The sequence below is a fragment of the Streptomyces sp. NPDC048484 genome (assembly GCF_040651415.1).
Classification (GTDB): Bacteria; Actinomycetota; Actinomycetes; order Streptomycetales; family Streptomycetaceae; genus Streptomyces.
On record NZ_JBEZJY010000001.1, the window covers coordinates 180,660 to 199,492 of the forward strand.

Genomic DNA, 18,833 nt, shown 5'->3' on the forward strand with positions numbered 1-18,833 from the left:
ACGGCGGGGCCGATCCTCAGCCCCGCCGGTCGGCCACGGCCCACGACGCCAGCGCGACGGCCCCGGCCATCCCGAACACCGCGGGCCACGCCCCGACCTTCTTGGCCAGCGGATGAGATCCGGCGAAGGCCGCCACGTACGCGACGGTCAGCGCCCCCGCCGCCCTTCCGCCGGCCTGCTGCCGCCACTGCTGGGCGGCGGTCGCCCCGGCGGCGGCGAGTACGACCCCGCCGAGCTGCCGCTTCCTGGTCCAGCGAGCGACCCCGTACCCGCCGATGAGCCCACTCGCGGCCACCACCGCTGCCGGTACCTTCGCCATCACTGCCTCCTGCTGCTTCCACGTCCGACGGTCTGCCGCGCCCGACGGTCAGCCGAGACTATCCGTCCGCCCGGTTGCCGCGTCCGCCCTGTTGCCGCATCCGCCGGTCTGCCGCGCCCGCCGACCGGTCACGCCCGATCATCTGACCTTCCTCGTACAGGAGGTGAGGATCTGTCAGAGGCTGGTGGCAGCCGTGCCAGAAAAGGTTGCCGTTTCACTGACGCGTGTCGGCGAGCCAAGTCAGCCAGACGCGACGGCTGTTGGGCAGCTCGGGCCGGTCCAGCATCCACAGCACGTACCCGGCGTGCAACTGAGCCCAGGGATTCTCCGAACGCCGGACCGCTTCCAGTCGCACGCGCAGCGGATGCCCGTCGACGACCCGGGCAACGCGCACGTACTCGCGATCCTTACAGCGGTAGGCCCGCCGTACGACGATCTCCACCAGGTCGATCAACTTGGCCCGGGCCACCGGATCCTGCCCGACGGTGTCCGCGGCCAGATCCCGGATGAGTCCCTCTTTCGTGCCCCAGGCCTTGGCATGGCGAGTCCACTCCTGCGGATACCGGGCCTCCCACTCCAGGAAGAGCAGTGCGTAGGGCAGCCCAGGCCACGCGAGGATGTCCTCGTAGTCCCAGTCCCCTCTGCCCCACACTCCATCGGGCAGCGAACAGCTCCGGACCCGCAGGTACTCCTCGTAGGCCGACAGCAGATCCGGATTCCGGTACGGGTCCTGCACGCCCTGCCCCTGCAACAGCATCAACGCCGTGTTGAACCGGTCCAGAGCCTCCGCGGTCGCCTTTCTGGCGGAGGCCAAGTGGTCCAGTGCGACAGCCCGTTCGAGCGGATCCTTCGAGATCAGTCCGTACGCCCAGGCCAGCCGCTCGTCCCACGCCCGGGCGTCGTCGCTGTCCGGCCCACGCTCTTTCCCATGCCCCATGGGACAGATCATCCCCGAGTCCGCCGAGCTCTGCCCCTCCGGGCACCGGTACCGCAGGCGCGTCGCGTGAGGAATTTTTCCGTGCAGTTGACATAAAACCCTGAGTCCTCGCATGCTGTTCGGCACGCCACTGCCGGACTGCTGCGAGATTGGGGTGCCGCACGTGCTGGAACCGGGTGAGCCGAACGCCGAGCGCCGGGCTGAATCGCAGAGCCTCGGTCGTCGCAGACTCCTCGGCCTCACCGGAGGTGCCGCGCTGCTGCTCACGGGGTGCGGACAGGACGGAACCGCCGGCTCCGGGCGCAGTGACAGCGGCAGCTCCGGAGGCGGAGGCGGCAGCGGCTCCGGCGGCGGTTCGGGCGGTGACACCGGGCACGGGGCGCGTCTCGCGGCTCCGGAGGGCGTGCTCGGCGCGAACTTCAACGAGGAGCCGCGCGGCATCACCGCCGCGGTGCTGGACGACCTGCGTACGAAGTGGGTGCGCGGCTTCGTCGCGATGCCCGACCTGGACACCGTGGAGGCGCCCCGGCAGCCGGCCATCAGCTCCCTCCTGTCGTTCGCCGGTTCCGGCTACGGAACCGTGCTGTCGCTGAAGTTCCCGTACCAGTCCAAGCCTCTCCCGCAGCCGGGCACCAGCGCGATGGACACCGAACTCGCCCGCGTCGACAAGGTCCTGGACGCCGTGCTGGACAAGGTCAGCCTCCTGGTCATCGGCAACGAGCCGTTCTTCGAGACGCGCAAGGAGGACCGCGCCACCCTCCTGAACCCCTTCTACAAGGCCGTTGCCGCTCACGTGATCGCCGAGCGCAAGAAGCGTTACGGGTCCGACTGCCGGACCAGCCTGTACATGGGTGCCCTCAACCGGCTTGAGGACCCCGACTGGCGCACCCCTGCCGTCGACGGCTGGCTGGCGCACGTCAAGGCCACTCCCGAGATCGAGGGCGTGGACATTCACCCGCACGTCACCAGCCTCGACAACGCCGAGGCGTATACGGATTACGTGCTGCCGCGGATCCGTTCCGAGCAGCGTTTCCTGGCCACCGAATTCTCCTTGGTGCGCTGGTGGAAGCTGCATTGGAACGACTCGGTGCCCGCTGTGTACGCGAGCCGTTACGGGGTGCCGGCCGACACCCCGGTGTGGCAGGAGGCGCGGGACGCCGCTGCGAAGCCTGTCTCGCAGCGGCGGTGGCGCGATCTGCTGATGAACAGCCGGTGGTTCGCCTCCCGCGAGGACTACCTGACCGACCAGGTAGAGCAGTTCCGTGCCACGGGCCGACTGGCGGTGGCCACCTACGGCGCACTCCAGCAGCCTCCCATGGTCCGCGACATCGGGCGGATAAAGCCGCCGTGGCTGCTGAACAGCCTGTACGCCAACCTCGTCGCCCAGCCTTCGGCGAACGGCGACATGGCCCACAACCCGGCGTTCTTCGACACGTTCCGCGCTCTCCAGGACTCCTCCGCCGAGTCGTCCGCCGAGTCCAGCGGTTCCAGCGGGTCCTGAACGACGGGCCGACAGCGCCCCGCCCGCCGCACTCCTGCCCGCTGCACTCCTGCTCGCCGCACTCCTGCTCGCCGCACTCCTACCTGGTCCGGCGCCGGACCTGAATGCGGTCGCCCTTCGGGCCCGTCCACTCCAGCCGCACGACACCGGGCGCGGCGGCGTCGGAGACACGTGACGCGTTCGACCAGTAGCCGAAGGCCGGGTTACGGAAGAACGTCGCCCACAGTCCGCCGCGGTGATCCTCGAAGAAGTTGTTGTGGCCGGCGCCCACGCCCGCGGTCCAGCGCTGCGAGTAGGGGCCCTCGAAGCGGTCCGCGACAGCGACCACCGCGTCGTACTGGTACTGCGTCCGGCCGGTGCCGGGCGGGTCGTAGGCGTTGCGCGTACTGCCGTCGGGGTTGATGGAGCTGCGATCCCAGGCGGCGTGCAGCAGGAAGTACTTGCCGCCGTGCTTGAAGACGTACGCGCCTTCGAGATAGGGCTCGGGGGCGTACGGCGTCTGCTGGAACGACGGGAGGTTCGTCGTCGGGACGATGTCCTCCATGTCCTCCCGGAACGTGGCGTGCAGGTTGTTGTGCAGCACCAGCCGCGCCTCGCGGCCCTCCGTGTAGAGGCTGCCGTCGATGTGGTGGTACGCGCCGGGCTCGATGAACGCCGGCCCGCCGGCGACCGGGTCGCCGAAGGGCTTGTCGAGGTTGCCCCGGACGAGGCGGTACGGGCCCTCTACCCCGCCCTCGCTCACCAGCATGAACGAGCCGACCTTCCGCGAGTGGTCGCCCATACAGGCGACCATGTACCACTTGCCGCGGAAGTGGTGCAGCTCCGGCGCCCAGACGTTGCCGCGCTTGCCGAACCGGTCGTCGTACCAGTACTCCTGCCACGGCGCGACGACCGTGCGCCCGGGGCGGTTCTCGTCGGCGAACTCGGGCGACCACACCTTGCCCCGCTCGGCGCCGGGGCGGATGCCGGTGGTGTCGGCGAGCTTCCACGGGCCGCGCATGTCCCGTGCCGTCCACACGAAGAGGCCGTCGTTCCAGGGTCCGGCCGCGGGGAGGCCGGGCACGCGGGTGGTGCCGGTAGCGACGTAGAGCGGACGGCCGTCGACGACGAAGCAGTTGACGTAGGTGTCCCGCATCCAGACCCGGCCGAGCTCCTTGTCGCGGGGCCGGAGTTCAAGGGGGAGGACGAAGGAGTTGTCCTCGCGCGGCCACAGGTCCTCGCGGGTGTCCGCGAGGCCGTAGGGCGTGGGATCGGGCCAGTTCGGCGGGTACGGCCGTGCCGATGCGCCTGCTGCCTGCGCTGCCTGCGCTGCCTGCGCTGCCTGCGCCGGCTGGCCGGCGGCCATGGACAGTGCCGCCACCCCCGCGGAGCCGGCGGCCCCGGCCAGCAGAGTCCGTCGGCCGACGGGTATTCCGTTCTCGGACCTGTTCATCAGTTGAACTCACCTTCGTTCGCGGCGGTTTCGAAGACGGAGAGGGTGGTGTCGTAGTCCGTCTTCACGTCGTACATCGGCGTCATCCAGTGATAGAAGTTGTCGCCGCGCTCGCGGAGCAGGTCGTACAGCCGCTGGGTCAGCGCCGTGCGAATGCCGCGTATCTCGGGGTCGTCGTAGAGGTTGTGCAGCTCGTCCGGGTCGGCGTCGAGGTCGTACAGCTCGTTGCGGGACTCGGGGTTGATCACCAGCTTGTGGCTCCGGGTGCGCAGCATCCGCTGCGGGTACGGGAAGTGGTGGCCGTGGAACTCGGCGAGGTGGTGCTCGTCCCACTGCGGGTGCTCACCGCGTACGAGGGGCAGCAGGCTGCGGCTGTCCACGGCCGGCCCGGGGTCGCTGCCGGCCAGTTCGAGGATGGTGGCGGTGCAGTCCGTGAGGGAGACGAACTCGTCGCGCACCTGGCCCCGCGGGGCGCCCGGAACCTTCAGCAGGCCGGGGATGCGGTAGATGTCCTCGTACATCGCCGGCCCCTTGTCGTGCAGCCGGTGGGCGCCGGTGAACTCGCCGTGGTCGGCGGTGAAGAACACGGCCGTGCGTTCGTCCAGGCCCAGCTCGCGCACGGCGTCGAGGATGCGGCCGATCTGCTCGTCGATGAGCGTGACGTAGCCCCAGTAGACGGCGATCAGCTTCCTCGACTCCTCCAGCGGCATGGTGTCGAAGGCCCACAACTTGCTGTAGTTGTGCTGGACGGCCGGTTTCTCGGCGAAGGTCTCGTGCACCGAGGCGGGCAGTTCGACCAGTTCCGGGTCGTACATGTCGTAGTACGCCTCCGGGAGGATGTACGGCAGGTGCGGCCCGAAGAAGTGGGTGGCCAGAAAGAACGGCGCCCCTCCGTCGCGACCGTCCTGCACGCCACCGCCGTCGTCCTGCGCGCCACCGCGGTCGTCCCGCGCGGCGAAGCGGTGCAGCATCTCGATGGTGCGCGTGGCCAGGTAGTACTCGAAGGTGGCTTCGACCGGCTGGTGGAGGCGGGCGGCAAGGAGGTTGCCGGGGCTGCCGTTGGGCGTGGTGCCCCGTACCGGATCCGTGATGCGGTACGCGGGCAGGCCGTTCTCCTCCAGGTAGGCGAGGTAGTCGGGGTGGTCCACGGGGTTGTGCCAGCCGGCCAGGTCGGGGCCCTCGAAGCCGTAGTCGGCGGCGGTACGTTGCACACCGCCGTGCCACTTGCCGACCAGCCCCAGTTGGTAGCCCTCGTCGCGCAGTTGCTCGGAGAAGGTGAACTGGCCGTCGGAGAGGTCCTCCAGATAGCCGACGTTGCGCTCGTAGTTGGCCAGCAGCTTGTGCCGGAACGGGGCCGCCCCCGTGAGCAGGCTGGCGCGCGCCGGGGTGCAGATCGCGGTGGGCGTGTAGAAGCTGTCGAACCGCGTGCCCTCGGCCGCGAGCCGGTCGAGGTTCGGGGTGCGCGTGTGCGGGTTGCCGTACGCACCCAGGGTGTCCACACGGTGCTGGTCGGTCATCAGGAAGAGCATGTTGTGGCGCACGGGGGCCTCTCGGGTGGATCCGGCTCGCACGTCGGCCGGGGCAGACGGTCACATTGGCGTGGCACATTGGCGGGGGCAGGCAGTCGCATCGGCGTGGCACAACGGCCGTGGCAGTGTCCGGCCCGCCGCCATGTCGCCCAGGCGGCGGTGCCATGCTCGGACCCGGCCGAGATTTATGTCAAGGGTGCTGCCATAAATCGCACCCAGGGCGTACTCAGGACGCACCCGGGACTCTCGGCGGCGTCGCGCGATCGCCATCCTGAGTTACCAAAAAGTTACGAGGCGCGATACTGGGCCTGTCTCCCCGTACGTCCTGGCAGGTCAGGCCAGTTGAAGCAGGGGGCGCAGCGGAGGCCGACAGGGCGAAAAGATTTCGTCCCAACTCATTGACGAAAATACCCGGTGCTCACATGCTGTCCGGCATGCACGAACACGACGGCCCACTGACGCGGCTGAGGCGCAGCCATGAGCACGGCGTTCTCGATCTGCTCCGCAAGCACGGTCCGATGAGCCGCGCCGACCTGGGCGCCCGCAGCGGGCTGTCCCGTACGACGCTCCACGACATTGTCGGCGGCCTGGTCGGCAGTGGCGCGGTGGTCACCAGCACACCGCATGTCGAGGTGCGCAAGCGCGGCCGTCCGGTGGAGAAGCTCAGCCTCAACCCGGCCGCCGGTGAGGCGGTCGGCATCGACTTCGCGCGCCGCGCCGTGCACGTCGCGGCGGTCAACTTCGCCCATGAGGTGATCGGCTCGGCAAGCGAGGCGCATGCCACGGACCTGTCCTGGCCCGAGCGGGTCGACATCGCGGCACGTCTCCTGACCACGTTGGCCACCGACTCGTCCGACGGCTCGTCCGACGGCTCGTCCGACGACGGGGCGGACGGCGCGGCGGACGGCGGCCGGGGTCAGGCCCGGGCCCGGAGCCAGGACCGGAGTCAGGGCCGGTCAGCCACCGTCCACCTCGACGCGCTCAGCACGATCGGCGTCGGCGTGGTCGGGCCGACCACGGACCCCGGCAGTGAGAACGCCCACGCGCAGGGCATCGACGGCCTGCCGGACCTGCTGCGCAAACGGTTCGGGGTACCGGTGTTGCTGGACAACAACACCCGCCTCGCGGCCCTGGCCGAAGCGGTGTGGGGCGCGGCGGCGGACAGCAGCGACGTGCTCTACCTGCGGTTGTCGCACGGCGTCGGCGGCGGTCTGGTCGTGGGCGGCGCGCTGCACCGGGGCCGGTACGGCCTGTCGGGCGAGTTCGGGCACATCACCGTGGACCCGGCCGGGCGACAGTGCGAATGCGGCGGGACCGGCTGCCTGGAGACCCGGGCTTCGCTCGACGCGGTCCTGTACCGCTACCGCGAGGCCGGCGGCCGGGCTGCCGACCTCGCCGCGTTCCTGGACGCCACCGCGGCCGCCGAACCGACCGCCCTGGAGGTGCTGGAGCGTGTCGGCAGCGAGATCGGCGAGGTGCTGGCCGCGGTCTGCCATGCCGTCGGCCCGGGCGTCATCGTCGTCGGCGGCGAACTGGCGGAGGCAGGCCCCGCCCTCCTCGAACCGGTCGAACGGGCCCTGCGGCAGCACCTGATGCCGATGGCCCGCCGGTACGTGGACGTGCGGCGCGCGACGCTCGGCGAGGCCGGCAGCGCGCTGGGCGGCATCGCCCTCGTCCTCCACGAATCCCCCTTGCTCTCCCACTATCCGCAGCCCGTCTCCGAGGAGAACGAGTGAAGCCATCAGCGAGGAACCAGAGGAACCAGAGGAACCCATGGCTGTGATCACTCCTCCCGAGAAGACCGCCACCGACACGCGGCAGCAGCGACCGCGCCGCTCCCGGCTCCGGCCCCTGGTCCTGAACGCCGTGGCACTGGCCGCGGGTGTCGCCCTGTGGGCCGTCGTGGCCGCGCTGGGGCTGGTCGAGGACCTCCCCTCGCCGACGGCGGTGGCGCAGAAGGCCGGCACCATGATCTCCGACGGCACCCTGGCGTCGGATACGTTCGCCAGCCTGCGCCGGGTCTTCATCGGTTACGCCCTCGGCGTCGTCGTGGCCGTACCGGTCGGCTTCCTCATGGGCTGGTACGCGACGGCGCGCGCCCTGATCGAGCCGTACATCCAGTTCTTCCGCACCATCCCGCCCCTCGCGCTGATTCCGCTGGCGGTCGTCCTGCTGGGGATCGGTGAGGTGCCGAAGATCGCCGTGATCTTCCTGGCCTCGTTCATGGCCTGCGTCGTCTCCTCCTTCCAGGGCGTCATCGACGTCGACAAGACGCTGATCAACGCGGCCCGGGTGCTCGGTGCCCCGGACCGGATCATCTTCGCCAAGGTGGTCGTCCCGGCCTCCACTCCGTTCATCCTCGTCGGCATGCGGATCGGCCTCGGCGCGTCCTGGGCGACGGTGGTCGCCGCCGAACTCATCGGCGCGCAGGAGGGGTTGGGCTACCGGATGCAGAAGGCGTCCACCTGGTTCGAAATGGACACGATCTTCGTGTCCCTGATCACGATCGGCGTACTCGGGCTCGTCATGGACCGGCTGTTGCTGCTGGCCGAGCGACGCCTCACCGGCTGGCAGGAGCGACGATGAACAGCAAGATCTCTTTCCGTGACGTGGTGAAGACCTTCCCCCTGAAGGGCGCCACTTTCACCGCGCTCGGCGGGGTGAGCCTGGACATCGCGGACCAGGAGTTCGTCACGGTCGTGGGCCCGTCCGGCTGCGGCAAGTCCACCCTGATGAACATGGCCGCGGGGCTGCAGGAGCCCGACTCGGGCAGCGTCCTGGTCGACGGCACGCCGGTGTCCGGGCCCGGCCCCGACCGGGGGGTGATCTTCCAGCAGTACGCACTGTTCCCCTGGCTGACCGTGCGGCAGAACGTGGAGTTCGGGCTCAAGCTCGCCTCCGTCCCCACAGTGGAGCGACGTCGGCGGGCCGAGCAGGCCATCGATCTCGTAAGCCTGAGCGAGTTCGCCGACGCCCTGCCCAAGACGCTGTCCGGCGGCATGAAGCAGCGCTGCGCCATCGCCCGTGCGTACGCGGTCGACCCCCAGGTGCTGCTGATGGACGAGCCGTTCGGCGCCCTCGACGCCCTGACCCGGGTGCAGCTGCAGGACCAGCTGCTGGAGACCTGGAGCCAGGAAAAGCGCACAGTCCTGTTCATCACCCACGACGTGGACGAGGCCGTCTACCTCGCCAGCCGGGTCGTCGTCATGGCCGCCAGGCCCGGCCGCATCCACCGCGTCATCGAGGTGGATCTGCCCTACCCCCGTACCGAGGAGATCCGGCTCTCGACCGAGTTCCGGCGCATCCGCAACGAGGTGTGGACCTCGGTGTACCACCAGGAAGCGCCGGCCCGGTCAGCCTGACCCGGCAGCCCCGTCCGAGCCATTAACCCGGGCCGCTGCCCCGAACCGCTGCCCCGAACCTCTGCTCCGAACCTCTGCTCCGGGCTTCCTCAAAGCCGGCCCGAGCACCTGCGAGCCAACCCGAGCATCGCCCGAGCGTCACCCCGAGAGGACCATCCCGTATGCCCACGCCTGCGCCCACACCCATGCCCAGAAGCACGATCAGGCGCGCCTTCACGGCCCTGCCCATGGCCTTGGTGCTCTCCCTCTCCGTCGGCGCGTGTTCCGGTGGTTCTTCCGGGGACGACAACACGGTCCGGTTCGGTTACATCGGTGACTACAACGGCGCCAGCCTGCTGGCGATCGCCGAGGACCAGGGGCTGTGGAAGAAGGCGGACCTGACGGCGAAGGTGAAGTCGTTCAACAACGGCCCGGTGCAGATCCAGGCACTCAGCGCCGGTGACCTGGACTACGGCTACATCGGCCCCGGCGCGATGTGGCTGCCCGCCTCCGGCCGATCGAAGGTCATCGCTGTCAACACCCTCACCTACGCGGACCGTGTCATCGGCCAGCCCGGTATGAAGTCCATGAAGGACCTCAAAGGCAAGAAGGTCGGCGTCCCCGAAGGCACCTCCGGCGACATGATCCTCAACATCGCCCTGGAGAAGGCCGGGATGACCGCCAAGGACATCACCAAGGTCAACATGGACCCGTCCACCATCGTCTCCGCCTTCTCCTCCGGACAGATCGACGGTGCCGGCTTCTTCTACCCCGCCATCGACACCATCAAGAAGAAGGTCCCGAAGCTTGAGGAGATAGCCAACACCAAGGACACCGGGGACGCCTTCCCCACGGCGTTCGTCGCCGGCAACAAGGTGCCCGAGGGGAAGAACAGCAAGGTGATCAAGGTGCTCCAGCAAGCCAACGACTGGCGTCAGGAGCACCCCGAGGAAACCATCGCGCTCACCGCCAAAATGCTTGAGGTCACCGAGGCCCAGACCAAGGCCGACGCCTCCCACGTCCAGACCCTCTCCACCAAGGACCTGGCGGCGAAGACCAAGAGCGGCGAGGTGGACGAATGGCTCAAGAAACTGGGCGACTTCTTCGTCCGCAACAAGCAACTGGACGACAATCCCGACCCGGCCGAGTACTACACGGGCGATCTCTACTCGAAGGCATACGGGAAGTAGTCCGCGCCGACCGAGCCGCAGGACAGCGATGAAGAGCACCGCAGCAACGCCAGAACCCACCACAGAACCCACCACGCAGCGGAGCCCGCAGCCAACCCCGAAAAGCTGCTGCACCCCTCCAAGGCAGAAGCCAGAAGCTCACAACACCCCCAACACCCCCAACACCCCCAACACCCCCAACACCCCCAACACCCGCGAAACACGATTCAGCTCTGCCACAGCGGCCGCCCGCCACCCTCCGCACACCGGATACGCCGACCGCATCACTCTCCCCGGTGGAACCTTCCGCATGGGCAGCGAGGACGAGGACGCGAACGCGGGTGACGGCGAAGGCCCCGTCCGTGACGTATCGGTCCGGCCCTTCGTCATCGACGCCTACGCGGTCACCAACGCCCGCTTCGCGGCGTTCGTCGAGGACACCGGATACCGCACCGAAGCGGAGGAGTTCGGCTGGAGCTACGTGTTCGCGAAGTTCCTGCCGGGCACCCTGCGCAAGACGTCACCACGCCCGTCGGCAACTCCCTGGTGGTGCGGCGTCCAAGGCGCCGCCTGGAACAGCCCGGAAGGGCCGGACAGCCGACTGGACAGCCGCTGGGACCACCCCGTGACCCACGTGACGTGGGAAGACGCGGCTGCCTTCTGCCGGTGGGCAGGCGGACGACTGCCCACCGAGGCGGAATGGGAGTACGCCGCACGCGGAGGCCTCGACCAGGCCCGCTTCCCCTGGGGCGACGAACTCGCCCCGGGTGGGAAGCACCGCTGCAACATCTGGCAGGGCACCTTCCCGTTCCGCAACACCGAAGCCGACGGCTACGCCGGCACAGCACCCGTGCACGCCTACCTCCCCAACGGCTTCGGCCTCTACAACGTCGCCGGAAACGTCTGGGAGTGGTCGGCCGACCTCTGGCAGGACGACGACCCCGACCGCCGTGCCATGCGAGGCGGCTCGTACCTCTGCCACGACTCGTACTGCAACCGCTACCGCGTCGCCGCCCGCACCGCGAACACAGTCGACAGCTCTGCGGGCAATCTTGGCTTCCGGGTGGCCTGGGACGCCGAATGCCGTGAGTGACCGACCAGGGAAGTCAGGGGTGTGGGGTCAATGGGCAGCAGGCACAGGGGTGCTCTGTTCCCGCAGCTCAGCCAACCGCCGCTGGTACAGAGGTCCAGCAGCGAAAGCCCCTCTTGCCTCGCTCAGGGTGGACAACTTCATAAGGTGATGGGCTACGGCCTTGAGGTGCGGCAGACCAGGCCAACACATGCTGTTGCGCGGTCCGTCCACATTCCTGCGGTTCACCGGGGAGGCACAACGGGTGCTGGGGACCCAGCTTGTTCGCTGCGTGCCGAACGTAGCGCGCAATCGCCGCCCCTTCCTCGTCGGTGCGCCGCACAGCGCTGTCGCTGCTCTCCCACCCCCACGGCTGGAAGGCGTCTCCGTGATCGTCCATGCGCGCGCTCCAGGCCATCGCAGCGGATCAGGTCGGCACGCCGATCGTGGCCGCGCTGTCCGCTTCTTTGGGGTCGCAGTGCCCGACTGAGGGACCACACGGACCACACATGGGCAGGAACTGCGGTGGAGTACAGGACTGTGCGCCTTCTCCGTCACGGCAGCTGTAGATGTGGCTGCTGCGTCGTGAGTTGAGGCTGGTCAGCGGGATGGCGGGGTGCCTGCGAGCATGAGTACGGCCACCGTGATCATGAACGTTTGTGACGACGTTTCAGAACCAGGTGGCCGCAGAGGCCACGATAGCCGAGCAGACATGGACGGCGGCCGCCCGACCGTCACCGACCTCGCGGCCCGGGTCCCGAAGAAGAGCTGAATGCGCCTGCGCACCGGCCACGGCCTCAGGGGCGACCGCCACTACGACTGGGCCTTGCTCGACATCCAGCCCGACGACACCCCCGACACACACCGGCCCAGGCACGCCACCATCCTGGTCCGCCGTCACCGCTACACCCGTGAACTCTCCTTCTACCGCTGCCACTCGGCCACGCCCGTCACTCCGGCCGATCTTGTGGATGTGGTGTGCTGAAGGTGGCGCGTCGAGGAGGACTTCCAGACCTCCAAGGGCGTCTGCGGCCTGGACCAGGGCCAGAGCACCTGCTGAAACTCCTGGATGCGCTGGACTTTGATCAGCATGCTCGCCGCAGCAGTCCTGGCCGTCACCCGCGCCCGCACCACCACGGCCACCATCACCGACAGCGAGGCCGTCCCGGCCAGCGCCCGCGAACTGCTCCGCCTCCTGCGGATCACCGCCCTGCCCCGCCCCCGACGCGACCACCTCCTGCACTGGTCCGCCTGGCGCCGTCACCACCAACACCAAGCCGCCGAAGCTCACCGGAGATGGAACAACATCACCGCCACTGCAACGACCTGACCAGCAACAACACCCTACCAATCAAGGAACTACAGCGAGCACCGCAATCTACGACTGAAGGGCTAGCAGTGCCGCAAACCGCGCGCGGTGGGATTGGCGTCGAACGAACCCGGCGTATTCACCCAGTCCGCCGGAACATAGCCCCACCCGTCGTAGCCGGGAGCAACCCAGTCGGCGGCGGTGTGGTACCAGGTGGTATTGCCGCCTCCGTGCAGTCCGCCACTGGTCCAGCAGTCGAACCAACTGTAATTCGTTTCCAGTTGTCCCGTGATGGGTGCCTCATGGTAGGCGCCCAGGCGGGTGATGGCCGGCGCCGCATTCCCGCAATACAGCCGTCCGTCGCTTGCCCGAACCGCGCAGTCATCGTCAGATGCGGCACTGGCCGAGGGGGCGGAAATCACACCACCCACCGTGAGAGCGAGGGCTGCCATCCAGAGGGAGAGATGCTTACTGGTTCTACTCATCGACCTATCTGTTTCTCACTAGTTTTCGATCTCGGACGAAAGGTGCTGTGCGGCTGTCCGGCTATTTCCCGTACTCCCCTCACGTGGAATAGCAGTCGCGCACCGGGTCCGTCTCGCTGTAGATGGCGGTGTCCTTCATCCAGCCCAACTGTCCGTTGTCGGCCTTGGTCATGAGCCAGCGCGTCGGGTGCGGACCGCCCACGTAGGCCTGTCCGTCCAGCTTGCAGTAGAACCAACTCGGGTTCGAGTACATGGTTCCGACGATTTCGTTGGGATTGGGATACAGGTGGTTGTTTCCTATCGATCCGTAGACCGAGGCACCGGAGACGTTTGAGCACCAGGACCTTATGCCGTCGCCGTCCGGCCAGCAGCCGTCAGCAGCGGATGCGGAGGGCGCTGCAACAGTTGTACCGAACGCGGCAGCAAGGCCGGCAGCGGTGACAATCAGCCGTCGAAGGAGCACGTGAAGGTTCCTTTCCTTTGCAGGGTGTGTGTTCAGGTCGGGCGTGCGGGACTATGGAGTTCCTGAGGACGCAGGAATTCACTGCTGACTTCGGCACAGGGGGACATCGGGCAGTTGATTGTCCGGGCTGCTGATGTAGATGTTGCTGACATAGCCGCCGTACTGGGGCAGGTAGGCCCACCACTGGTTGGTGTACGGGGGGACCGAGACGGTCTGGCCCTCCTTCTGGCAGCCGACCAGCACCTCGACCCCTGCGGGGAGTTTGATGCGTGCGGCGGAGCCGGTCGTCGCGCCGTCGCGGACGTTGACACCGGAGTTCCAGGTCCCGAACCACGTGCCTGTCGGGCGCACACCGCCGGGAACCGTCAGTGAACGGGTCAGCCTGCCCAGGTCGGTGTAGGCCTTGCCATAGGGGGTGCCGGTGTTGTGCAGGGTGAACACGGCCACGATGGAGCGGTCACCTGCGCCCACCGTCCCGGTCGTGTGCAGGGCCGGGTGCGTCACGTCGACGTCCGCCGCCTCCCCGCCTTGAACTGACGCGGCGGAAGGACACGTACCGTTTTCGCGGCCGCCGAAGCCCGACCAGCCCTGCTTCACCGCCCAGGGGCGGTCGAAGGCGCTCGCGATACCGAAGTGCTGGTCGAAGAGGTCGATGGTGGAGCAGCGTGTGGACTGCCGCAGGTTGCCCATGATCAGCTCGCGGACGGGAGCGGGCGCCTGGTCGAGCAGGTAGCGGTAGATCTTCACGGTGTCCGCGGCCGACATGGCCGTGTAGCCCCACATGTCGTCCTGGCCGTCCGGTGGCGGGTTCGTGTTTTGGAGTTTCAGTTCGTAGGCCATCCGGCTGACGATCGCGCCCTCGCCGCCTCGTACCCAGAAGTCGCTGGCCGCGTCGTCGTCGCTGCTGCGGAGCATGGAGTTCAGCTGGGCCCGGTCAGCGGCGGGGATCTCGTAGTCCGGGTCGCGGTTCCACATGTAGTCCAGGGCGATCAGGAGTTTGACCACGGAGGCCGACCGGAACTGCATGGCCGGGTTCAGTTGCTCGGTGAAAGTGCCGGTCTGCCGGTCGAAGACGGCGACTCCCGCCGTCACGCCCGCCGGCACCGTGAGGCCGGCCGCGGCGCGCGGCGAGGGCGATGCCGTGTCCGCCGCCGCTGTCACTGTCGGGCTCAGCAGGGCCGTGATCACGGCCATGGCCACGGCGCACAACGCCGCCACGGGACGCGGCCTGTTCCATCGGGGCATGCGCTCAGTACCAGTTCGTGCGGTCGACGACGCCGTCGTTGCACACCAGCGCCGCGCGGGACACCCGCCCGTCGAGGTTGTTGCCGATCTTGGTGTAGGCGTAGGTGAGGCCGGCCTCGACCGGTTCGGACGTGTTCACCCAGCCTTCCGCACCGCCGTCGTCGGAACGGTCCAGGTAGGCCGAGCAGTTGGTGGGGGCGTTCTCGATCCGGGCGAAGGAACCGCAGCCGCCGTTGTAGAAGTACTTCAGCGTGATGGTGTATCCGCCGTAGCTGACGGTGTGGTTCGCGACCGGGGAGTAGTAGGAGCCGGCGCACGACGTGGACTCCGGATAGAGGCCCTCGTTCGCATAGGTGCCGTAGGCCGCGCTGTCCGCGTGGGCCGCGCCCGCCGTGGTGAGCAGCAGTCCGCCCGCTGCCGCCGCGGCACCGAATAACCGCAGTGAAGGTGAGATACGCATGGTGAGTTCCCCATCCCGAGTGGTGGTTCGGCCGCGTGTGCCGAGCCTGCGGGAAGGAGCCTCACCCGAACCGCGTTCGGGGAGCAATCTGTTCGGCGTACGTCGAAAGCCCTCCGAGGAAGAGATTCGAATCGCTGTCCGGTGGGTAAGGAGGCCGGTCAGCCGTTTCCGTGCAAGAGCGCGGCGCCCAACGGCGTGATGTGGTGGATCACCGCACCGCCCACTCGCCGGGTGTTGAGCAGCCGTGCCTCACGGAGGATCCCGGCGTGGTGGCTCGCGCTGGCCGGCGAAATGCCCGAGCGCCGGGCCAGATCGGTGGTCGTACAGCTGTCGGCGGCGGCCCGGAGGACCGTGGCCCGTGTCTTGCCCAGCAGCGCGCCGAGAGCGATCTCGGGGGCGGCCGGCGGTGCGGCGGGGTTTCCCGCGAGCCAGAGCGGATCGTGGTCGACCGGGTAGACCAGCACCGGATCCAGTTCCGGGTCCTTGAGGAGCGTGGGACCGGGCCAGCAGAAGAACGACGGGACGAGCCGCAGCCCACGCCCCCGCAGATGGAGGTCGCTTCCCAGATGCTCTCCGCCGACGTACAGGATGGGCGATTCCCAGCGCAGCGAGGAATGCAGGAGGGGCAGTGTTCCCGCGAGTCCCTGGTTGAGCATCGCCGCTCCCACGGCGGTCCGGTTCGCGTCGAAGCGGGCGCGGATGTGGGACCAGAACGGTGCGACGGCCAGTCGGTGATGCCGTCGCAGGGCATCCGCCAGGACGCGCAACGAGGGAACGTCACCGTCGGCCAGCCGCTGCCCCCATGCCGGTACGCGCCGGTCTTCGGCCAGTTCCGTCAGATCCGCGCGCAGGCGTCGGCGCGGGGTGGACAGCAGGGCCTCGATCCCGTCGTCCAGTTCCCCACCGGGCTCGGGCAGGGTGGGGGTCAGGAAGTCCGGTGAGTAGCCCCGCGGCGGAGCCAACAGCCGCACGCCGCCCCAGACTCGCCCGGCCCGCCCGGTCACCTGCCTGCGCCAACGGTCGAACACCAGCGGCCCGTCCCCGTTCTGGAGCAGGTGCATGCTGAGCAGCACCTCCCACATCGGATCCGGGCGACCCGCCAGAACGACCCGTGAGAGGTCTTCCGCAGTGAAGTGAATCCGTAAAACCAATGATCGGCCCCCGCGTCCCGTACGGCCCATCCCCCTGGCGGGCCAAGGAAATAATGCCACCGGAGCACCGACCGGCAACCAGTTGCGGCCTCAAGTAACCATCTGCGTCCGTAAGTTGGCCAAAACAGTCCAACCCGACGGGCAATGGGCGGACCCGCGTCGCACCGCATTCTGGCTCCGGCCAAGCAACTGCCAACCTCTTACGGAGAGCCGCTGAGCCATCCCGGCATGCTGGCTAGACGCGCCTGCGCCCACAAGCCCGGCCCCACAGCCCAACCAACCCGCCCGCATCCATGCCTCCTGGGCCCCCGCCTCTCCGGGCCGCGCGCTCGCTTCTCACCCGTGCTGGAGCGGGCCGAGTCAAGGATGAAGCGCAGCGCAATCGCCGCAGGCGACGGCCGAAGGCCGCCCTTTACGCGGCGCGCGGAAGCACGACACTGCCAAGAAGCGGGTGGCGCCACGGCCACCAAGGCATACATACCGTTTACGCAGCCGAGGTGCAGCCCTACAAGGCCCGTATGAAAGCCCGCCAAGCCGGGACACGAACGGCTACGACCGGTCCCGCTGCGCACTTGGAGTCGCGTAGTAGCAAACCGCCCTCGACGCGGGCACCCTCGACGCACTCACCGCCGGCGCCGTTGCTGTAGGAGGACCTGAACCAGGGTGAGGGGACTTCGGAAGCGGACGGCGCGATCTTCATCCTGCGTATTCCTTAAGAATGGACTCGACCAACTTGGTGGAACGTTGAGGGCTGAGGGCGGCGGCCCTCAGGCCGTCGAAGGCCCTGGTGTACTCCCGCACATGATGCTCCCCTTCGAGGTACACGGCATCGGTGATGCCGTCCCGGTACACGATGTCCGGGTCCTCCTGGTCGGGGAAGCCGAGGACGGTGAATGCTCCGGTGGCCGGGTAGCTCCCGCAGTCGAAGGGGAGGATCTGCAGGGTGACGCCGGGTGTCCGAGTGGACTCCAGCACGCGTTCCAACTGGTCGCGCATCAGAGAGCGGTCACCGATCACGTGCCGTAGCGCCGCCTCGTTCACGACGAACCAGGCGTCCGGGGCGTCGGGACGCACCAGCATCGCCTGACGTTCCATGCGCACGCGCACGGCACGATCGATGTCGTTCGCTGTCATGTGGCTGCCGCAGGTGTGCAGTTCACGAGCGTACTCGGCGGTCTGCAACAGGCCGGGCAGCAGTTCGCACTGGTACTGACGGAACGTCGACGCGTCCTGCTCCAGACCGATGTAGATGTTGAACCATTCCGGCACCCCTGTGCCGTGTACCTGCCACCATCCTCGCGTCTTGGCCTCTCTGGCCAGGGACTTGAGAAACTCGCGCATTTCGTCGCTGGTGTCGTAGAAGCGACACAGTCCATCGACGTCCGAGGGCTGGACCCGACCGCTTCCCGTCTCCATACGGTTGACCTTGGACCCGCTCCAGTCCAGAGCCGCTCCCACCTGAGCGCAGGTCAGCGCACTTTTCTCGCGGAGCTTCTTCAGCTCGATCGAGAGTCGACGGCGACGTGCCGTCGGTGAACCTGCCATGCGAGCCCCCTCTTCGTAGCGGCCCCCAGTCTCAGTGCCAAGGCGTGGCCTTGCCAATCACTCATTCGTGGGAATCCCTTCGTGCACATTGCAGAACGGGATGAGCCGGCGTCACGCTGTGTGCGGACAGGCAACGGCATGTAGCGGCTGGGGCTCACCGATCGACCGGGTGAGCCGTGCCGCCGGTGTGGTGGGAGGAGCTGCTGTGATCCAAGGAGCGTGCATGGTGCGGAAGCCGTGGGACCTGGCTTTTCTGGCCGACCCCGAGGAGGTGTCATCCCTGCGGCGCATCGTTCGTATGAACCTCGGGCTCTGGGGGCTGCATCGGATCGCCGACTCGGCGGAGTTGTGCGTGAGCGAACTCGTCTCCAACGTCGTCACCCACGTCGGCGCGGGAACTCCGACCACCCTCGCACTGGCCATGAACGGAACCTTTGTGCGCATCGAGGTCCACGACACCGACACCAGGGCGCTCCCGACACTCGTCGGCGCGTCCGCCGACGCGGAGTCCGGACGCGGCATGATGCTTGTCGGCGCCGTCGCCGAACGGTGGGGTGTCCAACTGCGATCGGACCACAAGGTCACCTGGTGCGAGCTGGCCACCGACCTGCCCTCGCCACATGGCCACAGCGGCGGGACGCGCGTCACACGGGCCGAGGCGATGCTCGGCCTCTACGGTGCGGCCCGTCTGCCCCGTACGGCGGCCACGGAGGACTCCTTGCTGAGCGTGGCCGTCGCGGAGGAGGCGGCGATCGATGTGATCGCTGACCTCCTCCACTGGCTCCGGGCGCACGGCTGCGACCCGGACGAGGCCCTGGACCGGGCACAGACCCACTTCGAGGCCGAGACGAACCCACGGGACACTTGGTGAGGCGTCG

Annotated in this window: 20 protein-coding genes; 9 read left to right on the forward strand and 11 right to left on the reverse strand. The window is 68.3% G+C overall.

Translation table 11 applies throughout. The features are described 5' to 3' along the window. Positions 1 to 16: 16 nt before the first annotated feature. Together AB0D14_RS00765 and AB0D14_RS00770 are read right to left on the reverse strand one after the other, a co-directional pair. Entirely contained in the window at positions 17 to 319 is a 303-nt protein-coding gene (locus tag AB0D14_RS00765; protein ID WP_362772635.1) for a hypothetical protein, read from the reverse strand. A 214-nt stretch (positions 320 to 533) separates the two neighbouring features. Beyond that, positions 534 to 1,256: a hypothetical protein gene (locus AB0D14_RS00770; protein WP_362772638.1), complete on the reverse strand. Its 723-nt coding sequence runs from the start codon at positions 1,254 to 1,256 to the stop codon at positions 534 to 536. 163 nt (positions 1,257 to 1,419) lie between these two features. On the opposite strand from AB0D14_RS00770, the gene AB0D14_RS00775 reads away from it, so the two are divergent. Then, complete coding sequence (locus AB0D14_RS00775; RefSeq protein WP_362772641.1) at positions 1,420 to 2,757, forward strand: hypothetical protein; 1,338 nt, start codon at positions 1,420 to 1,422, stop codon at positions 2,755 to 2,757. Between the two features lie 79 nt (positions 2,758 to 2,836). Here AB0D14_RS00775 and AB0D14_RS00780 read toward each other — a convergent pair whose 3' ends face one another. Further along, entirely contained in the window at positions 2,837 to 4,189 is a 1,353-nt protein-coding gene (locus AB0D14_RS00780; RefSeq protein WP_362772644.1) for a family 43 glycosylhydrolase, read from the reverse strand. Continuing rightward, a complete protein-coding gene (locus tag AB0D14_RS00785) occupies positions 4,189 to 5,718 on the reverse strand; it encodes a sulfatase-like hydrolase/transferase (protein WP_362773136.1) in 1,530 nt (509 codons plus the stop codon). The genes AB0D14_RS00780 and AB0D14_RS00785 overlap by 1 nt, the downstream gene beginning before the upstream one ends. A 422-nt stretch (positions 5,719 to 6,140) precedes the next feature. Between AB0D14_RS00785 and AB0D14_RS00790 the strand changes: the two genes are divergently transcribed. The 7 genes from AB0D14_RS00790 (at position 6,141) to AB0D14_RS00820 (ending at position 12,627) form a co-directional block, all read left to right on the forward strand. Next, complete coding sequence (locus AB0D14_RS00790) at positions 6,141 to 7,454, forward strand: ROK family transcriptional regulator (protein ID WP_362772647.1); 1,314 nt, start codon at positions 6,141 to 6,143, stop codon at positions 7,452 to 7,454. A gap of 37 nt (positions 7,455 to 7,491) precedes the next feature. Continuing rightward, entirely contained in the window at positions 7,492 to 8,304 is an 813-nt protein-coding gene (locus tag AB0D14_RS00795) for an ABC transporter permease (protein WP_362772650.1), read from the forward strand. Then, positions 8,301 to 9,080, forward strand: a complete 780-nt coding sequence (locus AB0D14_RS00800) for an ABC transporter ATP-binding protein (protein WP_362772653.1) — start codon at positions 8,301 to 8,303, stop codon at positions 9,078 to 9,080. The genes AB0D14_RS00795 and AB0D14_RS00800 overlap by 4 nt, the downstream gene beginning before the upstream one ends. 185 nt (positions 9,081 to 9,265) lie before the next feature. Next, positions 9,266 to 10,249 (forward strand): aliphatic sulfonate ABC transporter substrate-binding protein, encoded by a 984-nt coding sequence (locus AB0D14_RS00805; RefSeq protein ID WP_362772656.1) that lies wholly within the window; start codon positions 9,266 to 9,268, stop codon positions 10,247 to 10,249. Between the two features lie 28 nt (positions 10,250 to 10,277). Beyond that, positions 10,278 to 11,321: a formylglycine-generating enzyme family protein gene (locus AB0D14_RS00810; RefSeq protein WP_362772659.1), complete on the forward strand. Its 1,044-nt coding sequence runs from the start codon at positions 10,278 to 10,280 to the stop codon at positions 11,319 to 11,321. A gap of 748 nt (positions 11,322 to 12,069) precedes the next feature. Then, positions 12,070 to 12,282, forward strand: coding sequence for a hypothetical protein (locus tag AB0D14_RS00815; RefSeq protein ID WP_362772662.1), 213 nt, complete (start codon positions 12,070 to 12,072; stop codon positions 12,280 to 12,282). A 105-nt stretch (positions 12,283 to 12,387) separates the two neighbouring features. Then, positions 12,388 to 12,627 (forward strand): hypothetical protein, encoded by a 240-nt coding sequence (locus AB0D14_RS00820; RefSeq protein ID WP_362772664.1) that lies wholly within the window; start codon positions 12,388 to 12,390, stop codon positions 12,625 to 12,627. 62 nt (positions 12,628 to 12,689) lie between these two features. Here the strand turns inward: AB0D14_RS00820 and AB0D14_RS00825 are convergent, their stop codons facing one another. The 7 genes from AB0D14_RS00825 to AB0D14_RS00855 form a co-directional block, all read right to left on the reverse strand. Beyond that, complete coding sequence (locus AB0D14_RS00825; protein ID WP_362772667.1) at positions 12,690 to 13,091, reverse strand: hypothetical protein; 402 nt, start codon at positions 13,089 to 13,091, stop codon at positions 12,690 to 12,692. A gap of 79 nt (positions 13,092 to 13,170) precedes the next feature. Continuing rightward, a complete protein-coding gene (locus AB0D14_RS00830) occupies positions 13,171 to 13,344 on the reverse strand; it encodes a hypothetical protein (protein ID WP_362772669.1) in 174 nt (57 codons plus the stop codon). A 288-nt stretch (positions 13,345 to 13,632) separates the two neighbouring features. Further along, a complete protein-coding gene (locus tag AB0D14_RS00835) occupies positions 13,633 to 14,799 on the reverse strand; it encodes a hypothetical protein (RefSeq protein ID WP_362772672.1) in 1,167 nt (388 codons plus the stop codon). A gap of 4 nt (positions 14,800 to 14,803) precedes the next feature. Then, positions 14,804 to 15,259, reverse strand: coding sequence for a hypothetical protein (locus tag AB0D14_RS00840; RefSeq protein ID WP_362772675.1), 456 nt, complete (start codon positions 15,257 to 15,259; stop codon positions 14,804 to 14,806). A gap of 158 nt (positions 15,260 to 15,417) precedes the next feature. Further along, positions 15,418 to 16,341, reverse strand: a complete 924-nt coding sequence (locus tag AB0D14_RS00845; RefSeq protein WP_362772678.1) for a winged helix-turn-helix domain-containing protein — start codon at positions 16,339 to 16,341, stop codon at positions 15,418 to 15,420. A gap of 574 nt (positions 16,342 to 16,915) precedes the next feature. Continuing rightward, the gene (locus tag AB0D14_RS00850; RefSeq protein WP_362772681.1) at positions 16,916 to 17,110 is read right to left on the reverse strand and encodes a DUF397 domain-containing protein; all 195 of its coding nucleotides are present in this window, start codon (positions 17,108 to 17,110) and stop codon (positions 16,916 to 16,918) included. Then, a complete protein-coding gene (locus tag AB0D14_RS00855; RefSeq protein WP_362772683.1) occupies positions 17,107 to 17,955 on the reverse strand; it encodes a helix-turn-helix transcriptional regulator in 849 nt (282 codons plus the stop codon). Before AB0D14_RS00855 ends, AB0D14_RS00850 begins: the two co-directional genes overlap by 4 nt. 223 nt (positions 17,956 to 18,178) lie before the next feature. Here AB0D14_RS00855 and AB0D14_RS00860 point away from each other — a divergent pair, with 223 nt between their 5' ends. Next, the gene (locus AB0D14_RS00860) at positions 18,179 to 18,826 is read left to right on the forward strand and encodes an ATP-binding protein (RefSeq protein WP_362772686.1); all 648 of its coding nucleotides are present in this window, start codon (positions 18,179 to 18,181) and stop codon (positions 18,824 to 18,826) included. The last annotated feature ends 7 nt before the right edge of the window (positions 18,827 to 18,833 follow it).

What these genes read in the sequence shown, in the direction of transcription:
- AB0D14_RS00805 (WP_362772656.1), top strand. Translation starts at nt 9,266, where the DNA reads ATGCCCAGAAGCACGATCAGGCGCGCCTTCACGGCCCTGCCCATGGCC.
- AB0D14_RS00830 (WP_362772669.1), bottom strand. Translation starts at nt 13,344, where the DNA reads ATGTACTCGAACCCGAGTTGGTTCTACTGCAAGCTGGACGGACAGGCC.
- AB0D14_RS00845 (WP_362772678.1), bottom strand. Translation starts at nt 16,341, where the DNA reads ATGTGGGAGGTGCTGCTCAGCATGCACCTGCTCCAGAACGGGGACGGG.
- AB0D14_RS00815 (WP_362772662.1), top strand. Translation starts at nt 12,070, where the DNA reads ATGCGCCTGCGCACCGGCCACGGCCTCAGGGGCGACCGCCACTACGAC.
- AB0D14_RS00790 (WP_362772647.1), top strand. Translation starts at nt 6,141, where the DNA reads ATGCTGTCCGGCATGCACGAACACGACGGCCCACTGACGCGGCTGAGG.
- AB0D14_RS00795 (WP_362772650.1), top strand. Translation starts at nt 7,492, where the DNA reads ATGGCTGTGATCACTCCTCCCGAGAAGACCGCCACCGACACGCGGCAG.
- AB0D14_RS00820 (WP_362772664.1), top strand. Translation starts at nt 12,388, where the DNA reads ATGCTCGCCGCAGCAGTCCTGGCCGTCACCCGCGCCCGCACCACCACG.
- AB0D14_RS00855 (WP_362772683.1), bottom strand. Translation starts at nt 17,955, where the DNA reads ATGGCAGGTTCACCGACGGCACGTCGCCGTCGACTCTCGATCGAGCTG.
- AB0D14_RS00770 (WP_362772638.1), bottom strand. Translation starts at nt 1,256, where the DNA reads ATGGGGCATGGGAAAGAGCGTGGGCCGGACAGCGACGACGCCCGGGCG.
- AB0D14_RS00850 (WP_362772681.1), bottom strand. Translation starts at nt 17,110, where the DNA reads ATGAAGATCGCGCCGTCCGCTTCCGAAGTCCCCTCACCCTGGTTCAGG.
- AB0D14_RS00810 (WP_362772659.1), top strand. Translation starts at nt 10,278, where the DNA reads ATGAAGAGCACCGCAGCAACGCCAGAACCCACCACAGAACCCACCACG.
- AB0D14_RS00825 (WP_362772667.1), bottom strand. Translation starts at nt 13,091, where the DNA reads ATGAGTAGAACCAGTAAGCATCTCTCCCTCTGGATGGCAGCCCTCGCT.
- AB0D14_RS00835 (WP_362772672.1), bottom strand. Translation starts at nt 14,799, where the DNA reads ATGCCCCGATGGAACAGGCCGCGTCCCGTGGCGGCGTTGTGCGCCGTG.
- AB0D14_RS00765 (WP_362772635.1), bottom strand. Translation starts at nt 319, where the DNA reads ATGGCGAAGGTACCGGCAGCGGTGGTGGCCGCGAGTGGGCTCATCGGC.
- AB0D14_RS00860 (WP_362772686.1), top strand. Translation starts at nt 18,179, where the DNA reads ATGGTGCGGAAGCCGTGGGACCTGGCTTTTCTGGCCGACCCCGAGGAG.
- AB0D14_RS00785 (WP_362773136.1), bottom strand. Translation starts at nt 5,718, where the DNA reads ATGCTCTTCCTGATGACCGACCAGCACCGTGTGGACACCCTGGGTGCG.
- AB0D14_RS00840 (WP_362772675.1), bottom strand. Translation starts at nt 15,259, where the DNA reads ATGCGTATCTCACCTTCACTGCGGTTATTCGGTGCCGCGGCGGCAGCG.
- AB0D14_RS00800 (WP_362772653.1), top strand. Translation starts at nt 8,301, where the DNA reads ATGAACAGCAAGATCTCTTTCCGTGACGTGGTGAAGACCTTCCCCCTG.
- AB0D14_RS00780 (WP_362772644.1), bottom strand. Translation starts at nt 4,189, where the DNA reads ATGAACAGGTCCGAGAACGGAATACCCGTCGGCCGACGGACTCTGCTG.